The sequence below is a fragment of the uncultured Maribacter sp. genome (assembly GCF_963977385.1).
Lineage (GTDB): Bacteria > Bacteroidota > Bacteroidia > Flavobacteriales > Flavobacteriaceae > Maribacter.
On the sequence record NZ_CAXBOU010000004.1, the window covers coordinates 1 to 13,669 of the forward strand.

The 13,669-nt window shown below is 34.4% G+C and carries 16 protein-coding genes; 7 read left to right on the forward strand and 9 right to left on the reverse strand.

Annotation, left to right across the window (positions count from 1 at the left end; all coding sequences use genetic code 11):
- The 5 genes from AAC084_RS06495 to AAC084_RS06515 form a co-directional block, all read left to right on the forward strand.
- Positions 1–242 (forward strand): thioredoxin family protein (locus AAC084_RS06495; RefSeq protein ID WP_339838509.1); only part of this gene is annotated, 242 nt, incomplete at its 5' end.
- A 2-nt stretch (positions 243–244) separates the two neighbouring features.
- Positions 245–859 carry a mercuric transporter MerT family protein gene (locus tag AAC084_RS06500; RefSeq protein WP_339838512.1) on the forward strand — a complete coding sequence of 205 codons (615 nt, stop codon included), beginning with the start codon at positions 245–247 and terminating at the stop codon, positions 857–859.
- Positions 852–1,625 (forward strand): transporter, encoded by a 774-nt coding sequence (locus AAC084_RS06505; protein WP_339838514.1) that lies wholly within the window; start codon positions 852–854, stop codon positions 1,623–1,625. The genes AAC084_RS06500 and AAC084_RS06505 overlap by 8 nt, the downstream gene beginning before the upstream one ends.
- 9 nt (positions 1,626–1,634) lie before the next feature.
- Entirely contained in the window at positions 1,635–1,991 is a 357-nt protein-coding gene (locus tag AAC084_RS06510; protein WP_339838516.1) for a heavy metal-associated domain-containing protein, read from the forward strand.
- Positions 1,981–2,820 (forward strand): NHL repeat-containing protein, encoded by an 840-nt coding sequence (locus AAC084_RS06515; protein ID WP_339838518.1) that lies wholly within the window; start codon positions 1,981–1,983, stop codon positions 2,818–2,820. The genes AAC084_RS06510 and AAC084_RS06515 overlap by 11 nt, the downstream gene beginning before the upstream one ends.
- 21 nt (positions 2,821–2,841) lie before the next feature.
- Here AAC084_RS06515 and AAC084_RS06520 read toward each other — a convergent pair whose 3' ends face one another.
- The 9 genes from AAC084_RS06520 to AAC084_RS06560 form a co-directional block, all read right to left on the reverse strand.
- Positions 2,842–3,504 (reverse strand): ATPase, encoded by a 663-nt coding sequence (locus tag AAC084_RS06520; RefSeq protein ID WP_339838520.1) that lies wholly within the window; start codon positions 3,502–3,504, stop codon positions 2,842–2,844.
- Positions 3,488–4,207, reverse strand: a complete 720-nt coding sequence (locus tag AAC084_RS06525; protein WP_339838522.1) for a hypothetical protein — start codon at positions 4,205–4,207, stop codon at positions 3,488–3,490. Before AAC084_RS06525 ends, AAC084_RS06520 begins: the two co-directional genes overlap by 17 nt.
- A 3-nt stretch (positions 4,208–4,210) precedes the next feature.
- Positions 4,211–4,495 carry a helix-turn-helix domain-containing protein gene (locus AAC084_RS06530; protein ID WP_339838524.1) on the reverse strand — a complete coding sequence of 95 codons (285 nt, stop codon included), beginning with the start codon at positions 4,493–4,495 and terminating at the stop codon, positions 4,211–4,213.
- A 321-nt stretch (positions 4,496–4,816) separates the two neighbouring features.
- Positions 4,817–5,641, reverse strand: a complete 825-nt coding sequence (locus AAC084_RS06535; protein WP_339838527.1) for an RteC domain-containing protein — start codon at positions 5,639–5,641, stop codon at positions 4,817–4,819.
- 269 nt (positions 5,642–5,910) lie between these two features.
- Positions 5,911–6,828: a helix-turn-helix transcriptional regulator gene (locus AAC084_RS06540; RefSeq protein WP_099543779.1), complete on the reverse strand. Its 918-nt coding sequence runs from the start codon at positions 6,826–6,828 to the stop codon at positions 5,911–5,913.
- Between the two features lie 9 nt (positions 6,829–6,837).
- The gene (locus AAC084_RS06545) at positions 6,838–7,323 is read right to left on the reverse strand and encodes an asparaginase domain-containing protein (protein WP_099543776.1); all 486 of its coding nucleotides are present in this window, start codon (positions 7,321–7,323) and stop codon (positions 6,838–6,840) included.
- Between the two features lie 127 nt (positions 7,324–7,450).
- Positions 7,451–7,822, reverse strand: a complete 372-nt coding sequence (locus AAC084_RS06550; RefSeq protein ID WP_099543774.1) for a metalloregulator ArsR/SmtB family transcription factor — start codon at positions 7,820–7,822, stop codon at positions 7,451–7,453.
- Between the two features lie 157 nt (positions 7,823–7,979).
- Entirely contained in the window at positions 7,980–9,194 is a 1,215-nt protein-coding gene (locus AAC084_RS06555; RefSeq protein WP_099543772.1) for a site-specific integrase, read from the reverse strand.
- Between the two features lie 431 nt (positions 9,195–9,625).
- Positions 9,626–11,506, reverse strand: a complete 1,881-nt coding sequence (locus AAC084_RS06560; RefSeq protein ID WP_339838534.1) for a hypothetical protein — start codon at positions 11,504–11,506, stop codon at positions 9,626–9,628.
- Positions 11,507–12,111: 605 nt separating this feature from the next.
- On the opposite strand from AAC084_RS06560, the gene AAC084_RS06565 reads away from it, so the two are divergent.
- A complete protein-coding gene (locus tag AAC084_RS06565) occupies positions 12,112–13,320 on the forward strand; it encodes a bifunctional alpha/beta hydrolase/OsmC family protein (protein ID WP_339838537.1) in 1,209 nt (402 codons plus the stop codon).
- Positions 13,321–13,339: 19 nt separating this feature from the next.
- On the forward strand, positions 13,340–13,621 hold the full coding sequence (locus AAC084_RS06570) for a DUF427 domain-containing protein (RefSeq protein ID WP_339838540.1): 282 nt from the start codon (positions 13,340–13,342) through the stop codon (positions 13,619–13,621).
- The last annotated feature ends 48 nt before the right edge of the window (positions 13,622–13,669 follow it).

The window sequence follows — 13,669 nt, forward strand, 5'->3', positions numbered from 1 at the left end:
CAGGTTGCCCAGTATGCGAGCCTGTGGTGCAATTAGTAAAAGAGACAGCAGGAAAAGACTGCGAAATCACACTTCATAACTTATCCGAGCAATGCGAAAGTAAAATCTGTATTTCAAAAATGAAGGAATATGGAGTTAAAAGAGTTCCTGCTATTGCTGTTAATGGAAAACTATTAGACTGCTGTACAAACATCGAAATAACAAAAGATGATTTAACTATCGCAGGAATAGGAAGCTGTTAGGTATGGCAATTACTAAATTGAACAAAAAGGCATCAATGGGAACTGCTTTATTTTCAGCAGTTTCCTTAAAACTTTGTTGTTGGGGTCCATTGTTTTTAACAGGAGTTGCAGGAATTAGCGGAAGTTCTGTCTATTTTTCTTGGCTCATTACCTTGAAACCATATCTGTTGGCCATAGCATTTTTGTCATTGGGATTTGCTTTTTATCAAGTTTATAAAAAAAAGAAAGTGGACAATTGTGGCAACTGTGAAACTGATAAACCATCATTTTTTAAATCGAAATTCTACTTGTGGTTGGTCGCTGTGTTTGTTGTTGTGATGACATTGGTTTCTTATTATCCTCAAATATTTCATCCAACAGCCACAAAAGGGATTGTTGCAACAAACAATACACATATTCAATCTGTAAAGTTGAATGTTGAAGGGATGGTATGCTCTGGTTGTGAAGTTAATATCAATCATTCCGTGAACAAATTGGACGGAATTTTAGGGATTAAGACTTCTCACTTAAAAGGAACTTCTGAAATAAAATTTGATACGACTAAAACGACTGTCAGTGAAATAGAAAAAGTGATAAAATCAAAAGGATACATAATTAAAAATAATGCAAATGAATAGATTGATTATATTAACAATAAGTGTTTTTTCTGCCTTAAATGTCTTTGCCCAAGGACCACCAATTTTTACAGAAACACCAATTTTACTGGGTTTGGATGGCGGTGGAATGAGAACTTTTGGCAGGTTTATAGTAAAAGAAAATGCTACAGTTTACGTTCAGCCGTTAGCAATACCTTATAATTTAGGAAGCAAAACTCAAATTGGAATTGCAGGAAGATTTATAAATATTAATCCAAACAATTTCGAGTCTGTTTCTGGCTTTGGCGACCTTACTTTCTTCCTCAAACAACAGCTTTATCAAAAAGATGGAAAAGGCAAGACATTTAGAATTATAGCAAAATTAGACCAAGTATTTCCCATAGGAAAAACAAGTAGTATACCATCCATTGGAAGTGATTCTTGGCAATCACAATTAAGTTTAGTAACTGGTTATGTAACCTTAAAATATGGTATTTACGGTCAGGTTGGTTATAATATAACGTCAAATGGATTGCCAGATAATTTGATTTACAATGCTGCTTTTGTTTATCCGCTTTTGCCACAAGAATATCCACCAAATCAACTGAACTTGAATATTGGAATTAATGGAAATTTTTTTACTGATGTAAATAGCAATACTATTTTGGCGTCGGGTGGAATACAATGGATTACCAGTAAAACAGCTTTGTTTGAAGCTGGTTTACAAATCCCAATAGTTGAAGAAGTACCTGAAGCTCAAAAAACAAACTATGTACTAACTTTTGGTACACGAATATTAATTTTTTAAAACCTTTGTATGAAAACTTTATTAAAAACAGGAATAATTACGCTACTTACATTTGCAACTTTTATATTATCTACTACAAATGTAAATGCACAAACTAAAAACGAAACAGACAAGATTTATATTAAAATAGAAGTTGACGGGCTTTCCTGTCCTTTTTGTGCCTATGGTTTAGAAAAGAAACTTAAACAAGCAGGATCCAAAGATGTGCTCATAAATTTAGAAGAAGGAGAAGCAACAATGAGTGTTCCAAAAGAACAGCAACCAACAGAAGAAGAATTACGGAAAATCGTTAAAGACGCTGGTTTTACACCTAAAGAAATAATCTTTTCTAAAACACCATTTAAAATAAAAAAAGATGAAGAATAAGGTTGTATTCATACTAATAGCAGCTTTTTTAGGAACGTTGTTTCTTTTCTCTTGTAGAGGCGAGCAAGAGAAAAAGACAGAAATTAATACGCACTGGAAATTTGCAAAAATTATCGATTTAAATAATGTTAATCCCATCGGTATTGTAGCACAGGGAGATTTCTTGTGGCTTTCAGATGTGGACAATAACCGTATCGTAAAAATTGACCTTGACGGGAAAATTATTGAGTCGTTTGATGGTTTTCAACGTCCAATGCACATCGCGATTCAAAAAGGTAAAATCTATGTTCCTGAATACACATCAGACAGCTTAAAAATTCTTGAAGATGGTAAGGTTTCAATCTATAAACTAAAGGAAAAGCCAGATGCTATTGCTGGTGTTAGCATTGATGGAAATACTGCTGCTGTTGCTGATTTTTATAATAATCGAATCATTTTACAACGAGATAATAAAGTAACAATTATAGGGAAAGAAGGGCATAAGGATGGCGAACTATACTACCCAACAGATGTAGAAATAAGCAATGATTTAATCTACGTTGCAGATGCTTATAACAATCGTGTTCAGGTCTTTGATTTAAATGGGAATTATGTGAGAATGATTGGTTGGAATGAAGGCATTAAGGTAGCAACAGGTGTAAAAGTAACAGATTCACAGGTTATTGTTGCTGATTTTGAAGGTAACCGGGTTTTGGTTTACGATTTAAATGGTAAACTTTTACAAATTCTTTCTGATAAATTCAATCAACCAACGGATATTGAAATTGTAAACAATAAAATGTATGTAGTTAATTACAAAAGGAGTTCAATTTTAGTGTTTTATAAATAATTTGCGCAAAATAAGGGCTTATTATTTTCTCTTATCCCCTGCTTTTGTATCAAAAGCAATCAAATTAAAGAGTTCTCGCATTCGGCTACGAACACGATTGCCATAACGTTCTTCTAATTCTTCAGCATTGAGGTTGGTGGTTGCGTGGGTTTTGATTTTATGTTTTGTCTCAAGGTATAGTTCATATCGAGATAAAAGTACTTCCCCCATTACGTTCAGGTCTTTACCATAAAAACGTCCGGCAGGTTCAATACCTAAATCATCAAAGCAGAAAAATTTTGTGTTTCCATACTCTTCAATGGTCTTAAAACCAAGATGGTTAAAACTGAAGGTCACATTTCTGCAAGGAATCATTTCATACGGTCTTTGCATCGGAACAATATATCTAAGTAATTTCATTAAGCTAGTTTTTCCGCAGCCAACGGGTCCGGAAAGTAAGATGCCCTTATCGATGTCAATTCCATAGGTTGTGCAATTGGCTTTATCCTTGATGAAATATGAACAGAGCTTTAGCAGTATATCTCTATCTTCGTCATAAATTCTGAACTTTTTGCCAAAAAGCAGTTTACCTTTAGCGTTTAGGTAAATTAAGATTTTTGGAAAATCGTAGAGCACACTTTTACCATCAAATTTTCCGAGCGAATATTCCACGCCACCTTCGGTAATTTTAGAGGGGTTGTCCATAATCTTTGTTTTTAGTGGTTCGCAAGTTGTCCTTGATTTGGGATGCTTGTTTTTTGTTTGATTCGTTTTTTTCGTCGAACAACTCTGTTCTGTCCATCCAATTTGTGGCTAGAGCTCGCCAATCACGAATTGCTTGCCCATCGCTTGTTTGCCAGTTTCGAGTTTCATAGTGCTCAAAGAACTTTTTACCTTCATCGGCATCAAAACCATTTTCTTCAAAAAAATCAATAACCGCCTGCCTGCCCTTTAGCTGTTTTATATAGTTTTCTTGTTTGGTATTGTTTGTATTAGATACCAGTACTTGTCCATTAGTGGGACGGTGCAGTCCCACAACTGGTTCACGTATGGGATAGTACTGTTCCGCAAGCTGTTCTAATGTGGGATTGTACCGTTCCATATCTGGTTCACTACTTGTACCAATAATGGACATCTTGATTTTACTTCCTTTGTATGGATTGTTAGATGGGAAATAGCATAGGTAAAGCCACGAGTCCAAATCCGTCACGCAGCGATGGTATGTGGATTTTGAGCCTATTTTAGCACAGCGCATTAAATCTCTGCGATTCACATAAAACTCGTCTGCAAAGCGACTACTGTTCCATTCTTGGAACAGCGCCATATACAGACTGATATGGGTAGGATTTAGGCGGTCATCAAAATAGAACTTTTCAAAAGCCGCATTAAGTAGCTTTATATAGTTCATTATTTAAGAATTTGAGCCGTGCTGTACACGATTGGCGGTCATTATGTTTTGTATTTCCTCGGCATCGTAGTAGATAATACCACCAACTTTAGTGTAAGGTAAAGTGCCATTGATGCGAAGGTTTTGTAGTGTGCCTGGACTTACCTGAAGCAAATCCATAACCTCAGAAGATTTGAGGTATCTTTTGAGTTTTCCAGGAGCTTGTTTGGATAATATTTTTTTAATGTCATCGAGCAATTCTAATTTGAAGTCTCGAAGGTCGTCTGTTGTAATAATACTTGTCGGCATAATAGAACGGTTTTTAAAGGAAGGGGCTATCTGAGTTCATACTTTTAATTGATAACCCCTGACCTGATTTGACTTTCGTTCTACAAATTTGAATAGCTTTAATGGATTTTATTCCCCAGTACAACCGTACTACGGTTAAAATTTAACATTTTGAAATTTCAATTGTTTTAGTAGTGTTTAAAGGTATTTCCGTAACTAACAGACCTTGAAATTGTATCAAAATTTATTAAAAACAACTACGGAATACAATTACCGTAGGTCAACCTTAGTACGGTCTTTTTTTAACATATAAAAGAAGGAACGAATGATAACAACTAGCGACTATTCCTCGCTTTTGTCCATTTCCGAAAGAAGGGAAGCCGTCAATTGGTCGAGGAATAATGTTCGGCTATTTTTACAATTTTTGATGTCCTGAAATGTTTTGTAGATTTCCTTTGGAGTAAAGTCGAATACTTCTTGCAAAATTTTAGATAATTTAATAATACTTAGACCCTTTTGTTTCGTCATTCCAGCAGCACTTAGTGAATATAGAAGTTCAACCCAGTCTGTATTTGTGAACGGCCAAGGAATTTTTTCTGTAGGTTTTATAGTCACACTATTTCCGTTCACTCTACTTTTAATAGAATGTTTCTTTTGGTCCATATAGTTGATAAGAGATATATAAGCCTTGAACTTTCCTAAAAGCATATCTCTCGGTGTACAAAAATCAGGGTCTTGAAAATAGAATTTGGAAGTAGTAATATGATAAATATCAAGATGCTTTCTGGTGTAATAAGCTTTGTCAAAGTGGGTTGCACCAGATTTAACGTATTGGCCGAAATCAAGGTTATAAAGAAAAAAGCGATTTAATTTACTAATCTTCTTTTTTACAAATTTTAATTGTGCAGCTCTGTCTGCTTTGGGAAATTGAATTTCAAAAGAATGAATTTCTGAGAAATATATAAGTTTAACCAATGGCACTTGTTTTATTTTTTTGAAGAAGATTATTTCATTCTCAACACTTTCAAAATCATTGGTCAGAATGTTTCTTTTAAAAACAGTAAGCAAGTTTCTACTTAACTGAATAGAACGATAGGATTGTTCCAAAATCGGTAGATTTTCGAGACTTATCTCGTCTAATGTCACGAGAAGATTTTTGCCTAACATTTCTAAATCCATTTGCAGCCATAAATACAGTTAAGCCCAACAATATTGGGCGCAGTCTTAGTTTGGGTGGATTAGTTGTTGTTAGAGCTCTTTAGTTAGCGAATGCGCAGGACAGGTACTTTGTTAGGAGAACTTTTTACGACAAGGGACATCTAAAGAGCTACTGAAATATAATAACATAATTTTGAATGAAGGATATTTTATTCCGTAGATATCTACGGAATGAACCGTATTTTCCTACGGTAATCGCTCTGGTATTAGGAACAACGCTACTTCGACTTTTTTCGATATCGATTAATAAATTGTCTTCTATTTTTTACACCTGTTTTTTTGTAGATATTTGAAGCGTGTTTGGAGACGGTGCTTTCAGCAATGAATAAATCCTTGGCTATTTGCTTATAACTGAGATTGCTTAGAATGGACAAGGTAATTTCTATTTCCCTTCTTGTCAAGTTTTCATAAATTATTTTTGTGTCTGCTGAGTGAATTGCCTGTTCTTTACTCATAGCAAATACTTCGTACATCTTGGTCTTATTTTCCAAGAAGTATAGGTGTCTGTCAATTTCAACAATGGTTATGGCATAAAAAGCCGCATTCATAACGGTAAAAGTCAACCATTGAAAATCCCCGATTAAGGTCAATATAGGTAACAATGCAATACTTGTAACGCTAATCATCGATAACCTATTACGACGTAATATGTATTCATTTGGATTATTTGGATGTGAAATTCTTTCATAAAACATCCCCAAAAAAACAAAGGCAAGAACCGAAATAGGTATTGTAAAAAGTAACCTTGAAGAATCTAATGAACAAGTAAAGAAATAGGGAATTAAGAAGAGAATAATAAAACTACCAGAAGTTAATATAGCCAAGTTCCTAATGGAAGAATTGTACTTTAATACTATGATATCATATTCTTTATAGAGGTAGTAAACTATATAAACACATAAAGCTATGGCAACGCCATAGGTTATGATGTATTGAAGAATAAGAGGGCCAGGAAAATCCTTTACAGGCAAGAATCCACCTGATAGATTATAAGTAATGAATAAAATACCCAACGATAAAAATCGTTTATAGCCACTTGAGTCTTTTCGGGTAGAATAGTAGAGCGTGAACAATACAATGACCGTATCCAATAAAAGATAGAAAAAAGTAGTCCAATGTATTGATGTTCCAAACATTTATCTTTTTCATTGCTGCTCAAATTTGTTGGTTTCTAAATTTTTTGTTACGTTTTCCCAATGAAATATGGTGCCGTTCATTGCTACATATACATCTGGTTTTAGAAATTGAACTGAGCATATTGCGTAACCTAAATTAAATGGAGCATCTGTATTATTGGATGTGCCTAAAACAAATGAGCCAACCAAGACTATCGTTTTCTTTAGGTTAAGTTTTCCGATATATTTTGCGGTATCTTCCATAGTGAAAGTACCGTGGGTTAATATTATTTTTTCTGTTCTCGTAGCTTTAATTTTATCAACCAAAAGCCGACGGTCATCATCTGTAATAAAGCGACTATCTTTATTGAATGCTTCTTCAATAGTATAATCGAATTTTACATTGGCCGAATTAAGAAAAGTCTTAATCGATATACCTACTTCATTAGGAGCATTTTCTTTTTTATTATAATCTAGCCCCTCTATGGTTCCACCCGTTGTTATAATATGTATCATAATTTATTAGGTTCTAATTTGGTTTAATAGGGTATACCGATTATTTAAAATAGTATCATCACCTGTACTGGCAATGTGATTTTTTGAATCTGCAACTTAAAAATCAATAGTAAGCACAGTTTTTTTATTATACAGCTATCTTATCAGATTGAATATTATTTAAAATATTCATCAGCATACTACTTCTTTGTGCATTAATAGAATAAAAGAGTGTCTGCCCTTCACGTCTAGAAGTAATTAGGTCGACATCTTTCATTTTACGAATATGTTGAGAAATTGCAGGAACACTCATTTTTAAAATATCTGAGAAATCACAGGGACATAGTTCTTTTTCTTGGTTGAGAAGAAAAAGAATTTTTAGCCTTGTTTCATTACCTGCGAGGGAAAAAATCTTACCCATTTCACTAATTGTTTTTGAAGTTTTATCCAAAGACTCTCGACAACGTGATATCTGCTTATGGTCGGCTTCAGCTCTTGTACAGGTTATTTCAAGTTTCATAATTCAACATTTGATGTAAAAATAAAATTATATAATTATCTAAGCAAATAATTAAATATATTTTAATTTTTTTGACGATTTTTTAAAAATTTGAAATGTGACGAATGCTTTCAGTTAAAACTGATGTGAAGATTAAAATTACGAATAATTATGTCGCTTAAAAGTTGACTACACTATCCAAGGCATCATCTGCATCTTTATGGATGAAGTTGGCTTGGTAATTAATGGTGGTTTTTAAATCTGTATGACGATATAACTTTTGAAGCATTAAAGGGTGGATATTATCTGCGGCAATATTGCCAAAAGAATGACGTGCAATATGCATTGTTACCTTTTTTTGAATACCTGCTCTTTTCGCAATTTTCTTTAGATGGTCGTTGAACTTTTTATTTGCGACTTTCTTCTTTCTATAAATATCTTTCGCATCGGTTAAATCTGCTTTTTTCATTTCTGGAAACACAAAATCATCATCATTCATTCTGTCCGTTATATACTGCAATAAAATTTTTTCAACCTTACTGGGTATTTTTAAGGATAACAATTTTGAATTCTTACCCATTCTGTAATGTAGTCTGCCATCATAAATCTGGGACCACCTTGTAAATAGAACATCCGAAACACGCATTCCGGCAAAATAGAAGCTAAACAGCCAAACATTTAAGGAATGTTTTTCCATACCCGAAAGCTCGGAAACATTTTCAAGGGCTTGTATTTCTTTTCCTGTAAGTCCCGTTTTGGTAGTTTCAGGAAACTTGATTTTAAATTTACCTGTCCCAAACGGATATAGTTCTTTACTTACTACCTTATCCTTGATTGCCCGATTAAAAAGTAATCGAATTAAAACCATAACATTCATAGCAGTAGTTTCGGTAAGCGAGCAAGTCCCTTTTAGATAGATTTTGAACTTTTTGAGAAAACGCTCATCAATTTCTTGAAAAGTAAGGTGTCGGGCTTTGCAATATTTCTCAATATAACTGAGCCAAGCTGAATCCGTAGAATGGCGATTAATTTTATTTTCTGCTTCCAGAGCTTCAAGATGTTCATCTGCAAAATCAAAAAAAGTCAGCTTGGAAGTTGGCTTGTAAATTTCCTTTTTAATTTGATGTGCCGTTGCATCCTTGTTATTGGTCTGTAAAATAATTAAACCTTTTCTGGCTTCTGAAAGCTTTGAGGTTAATAGATTGTTCAGACTTTCTGCATTTGGATGTGATTTCTTTACCTTAAGATTTTTTGTGTCCCAATCTTCTAGTTCGATATAGTGACCTATGTGTTTATACGTTGAACGACGGTCTTTAGTTATCCTAATAGCAAGAGGATATAGACCTTTTGAGTTGGGCTTTTTACGAAGAATTATTTTTGCACTTGTTGACATTATGAACCTGTTTTGAGTACGAAAGTCAAATCAGGTACAACATTTTGTCAAAAATTCACCTTAAAGATACGTCTTTATTAGAACTTTTGGGTACAACATAGGTACAACAAATGTTGATATCAACTGATATTAATTGACTTTAAATAAAATGACTGATAACATAAATCATTGAAAATGAGATAATTTATGCTTTATTGGTGCAATATATACCAGACTTAGGATCTAGTGCCTTGCGGTGTGAGAGTTCGAGTCTCTCCGCCTGTACAAAGACAAACCTCTTGAGAAATCAAGAGGTTTTTTTGTTATAAAGGCCATAAACTTATAGCGTAGTTCATAAAATGAACCAAATAATCAATAACTAGTAATTTGATTATCAGTTTTTATAGTGCAGGTTAATCTTATAATTTTCGGATATTGATTCCGTCTATACTTTAATAAGCCCTATATGTGATTCTCTTATTAGTAATTACGGTCTTCACTCTAATATTTAATGTTACTACTTCGGAAGAAATGAATGAGGAGCAGGCATATCCCTCATTTATTAATAGTACCCGAAATAAGTGTCCGTCAAAATCCAAGTTGGTATCGTAAATACTTAAAGTAGCTGTCTCGGTTCCTGAATAATTACCAGAATCTACCATATTTAAAAAACTCATACCACCATCAATGCTAATTTGCCATTGGTACTTGGTAGTATTTGACGTTGTTATAGAAATAATGCCAGAGTCCCCATCAAAAATCGTGGTGTCCTGAGGGGTTATTAAAATATCAGGAGCTGAACTAAATTCTTGATAATCCGGTACAGTATTATTATCTCCATCCATTGGATAGGTATAACCACCTTGACCAGTAACCACTCCCCAAGAATTAATCGTGACTGGTGAAGTTCCCAGAAATGTATCATTATCCCCATCTAAGAAACCAGCTTCTATAACATCACTACATCCGTCAGAATCACTATCGGATGATAAAAAGTCAAGTATATTATCGTTATTGGAATCCTTAATTTCGTAATTAATAGTTCCATTGTCATACTGTCCTACAGCTTGTACAGTATTAGCGATACCATCGGTTCCGACGGGTCCGGTTAATCTACCTTCAACAAGTGTTTCCCCATGGCCAGCTTCAATACCGTCATAAATTCCATCATTATCACTATCTAAATCTAAACTATTCGCTATGCCATCGCCATCAGTATCTTGTGGAGTACAATTAGTGATAAAGCTATTATCGTTCACTACAAAAAATATAGGATCTGCATTGGCTGAAATTTCAAGACGAAATATTACTGCTTTGGCTCTTTCTGCTGGTGTAAGTCCAAACTCTGAGAGTTCAACGGCTGCAAGACGAATATTCTTTTTGACATTTTTACCACTGGTGGAATCATCAGTATTGTATTGGTCTACATGGGAGTTTCCTACGACAGGAGTGTTATTCCAATTGACCTCAACACCATTGCCGAGATAATTTCCGTCTTCATCAAGCAGGTGCAACCTGTTGTAGTTGTAGCCACCTCCCAATTGTGCGCCCTGTGTTAATAAAATATCCATTTCTCCATCTCCGTAGGCAGGTGTATTTGCTCCTCCTAAACGAAAGTACCATGCATTGTTAATATTGGCAATGGCATAGCCCATGTCGAGCCCTCTTTCCCCTTCATAAAGATATGGATTAAACGGAATTCCCCCTGAGGTAAGCTGTGGTCCCATGGCATTTCCGTTGTTTCCATCTAGAGCCCTTCCTTCCAAACGTATTCCTGACTTAATTTTTGTCACTGGTCTAAGTGCGGTCCAAGAGGTTTCTACTACGGTAATATCTCCCGTGCCGTTCCCGTCTGTATCCATAGAATCATACAGGCCGTTACTATTACTGTCTATCATTGCACTAGCTCCAACCCCTGTAGCATAAGTTTCACTACCTACTTTAAAGGCTAAGAGTTCAGAAACATTGTCATAAGCCTTTGGATTGAGAGATCCTACAGATGAAGCCCAAAAACCGCTGTAGTTTGTATAGACTGAAGTAACATAATTGGCAGAAGTCAAACTTGAAGGAGGAGAGCCAAATGCTGTATTTATTTCACAACCATTTTCAAAAAGATCGGGAATACCATCATTATCATCATCTTCGTCTATATCATCACTAAGACCATCACCATCTGTATCTATAAAAGGTTGGTAATAGCTAGTGTTTGTAGGCTGACTAATTTTTCTTTCCTTAGATCCAATTGTATCAACGGAGACAACAGATCCTAGTAAAAAAAAAAATGAGGTAATTGGAATAGTAAGAATTAGTTTTAACGATGTAGTATGCCTCAATCTACTTTATATTTTGGAATTCGTGTTCTTAATTTTAAAAGGTCTAATAGCTTATTAAAGCGAAGCGAAACTAGAAGGTTTTGTTGTAGTAAATTTTTAATTGTTGTTAATAGAATGCTTTTGATAGTGTAAGAGATAAATGCTGTGGTTTACCCTAAATTGAATGCCCTTTTTAAATTTTTATTTATTATGATAAAAACAAATATGATTGTAAAAATTGTTATCGAGGAAATAAAATACAGAGCTACTCTACAATAATAGAATATTCATGACAGCAAAATGAAATGTTGAAAAGGGGTTCAGGCGTGATTGAATTAATAGCCACGCTAGACTTAGAATGTAGTGCCGAAAAGCTTGAGGGTTTGTGTCTCTCTACCTGCGCAAAGTAAAACTCAAAAGATATCAAGAGTTTTATAGTTTTTTCTGATGCTAAGTCAATTAGGTTACGGTCTTTGAATTGCAAATTTCTCACTCATAATTCTATATTTATTCTGTTTAACTCTTATATACTCATTGCTGAGAATAGGTTAACTTACTTATTTGTAAGTTTTAGATATTTTTACTTCTAATAATACGATTAATTGTAATTAAAGAAAAGACAAGGTATGGGCTTCGAAAAGGTAACGTTTACAAATTCACAAGGAAAACAACTTGCGGCAAGGTTAGAAATACCTAATAATCAAGATGCTCATAGTTATGCGATTTTCGCGCATTGTTTCACATGCAATAAAAACTTTTCTGCCGTTCGAAATATTTCAAGAGCATTGGTGAGCAAGGGTATTGCTGTTCTTCGTTTTGATTTTACAGGACTGGGTGAAAGCGAAGGAGACTTTGAAGAAACTAATTTTTCATCTAATGTTTCAGATTTAATTCAAGCGGCTAAATTTTTAGAAGGGAATTATAAAGCCCCTTCTTTATTGGTTGGTCATTCTTTAGGTGGGGCAGCTGTAATTTATGCCGCATCAGAGCTAGAATCGATAGTGGCAGTAGCAACTATTGGCGCACCATCTTCTCCATCACATGTGCAACATTTGTTTAAATCTAGTGTTGATGAAATAAAAGAAACAGGGAAAGCAAAGGTTAATATTGGCGGACGAGACTTTACCATTAAAAAGGACTTTTTAGATGATATAGAATCTAAACCTATGAAAGGGATTCTGAAGAATATGCGAAAACCATTTTTGGTTATACATTCTCCACAAGACACAATAGTTGGTATTGAAAATGCAAAAGAACTATATCAATTTGCACATCATCCAAAGAGCTTCGTGTCGATTGATAAAGCCGACCACCTTTTAATGAATAGTGAAGATTCGAACTATGTTGGAAATGTTATTGCCGGCTGGGCAGAACGATATTTGAGTATTCCAAAAAGAGAAGTATTGAAAACTTCCCATCAAGTGGCTGTGAGTATCGGTAATGAGGGGTTTACATCTGAAATCGTGTCAGGAAATCACTTACTTATAGCTGATGAACCTACAGATTTTGGAGGTAATGATTTTGGACCCTCACCTTATGATTATCTGGCTTCTGGTTTAGGAGCATGTACAGCAATGACATTGAGGATGTATGCGACACGAAAAAAATGGGATTTACAAAAAGTTATTGTTCATGTAGATCATGGGAAAGACCATGCCCCAGATTCTGAAAATGCTTCCTCTAAGGGAGAAAAAATCGATACTTTTAAAAGAGAAATAGAACTATTCGGAGAATTAGACGAAAAACAACGAATGAGACTATTAGAAATTGCCGATAAATGTCCGGTGCATAAAACACTTTCTTCAGGTGCTGTTATTATTACTGAATTAATATAGATAGATTAAAAAATTAGATATGAAACAAGCAATTTGGAATAATACGGTTATAGCAGAAAGTGATGCTACTGTTGTAATAGAAGGAAATCATTATTTTCCACCTACTGATATAAAACAAGAGTTCTTTAAAGGCACTGAAACTCACACCAAGTGTCCTTGGAAAGGGATTGCTTCTTATTATGATGTTGAGGTGAATGGTTCGGTTAATAAAGACGCCGCTTGGTATTACCCTGAGGTATCCCCTTTAGCTAAAGGTATTAAAGGTTATATAGCCTTCTGGAAAGGTGTAGAGGTAAAATAATTACAAATACACTCGAGTACTTAAGAATATATACATGATTATTTTGGG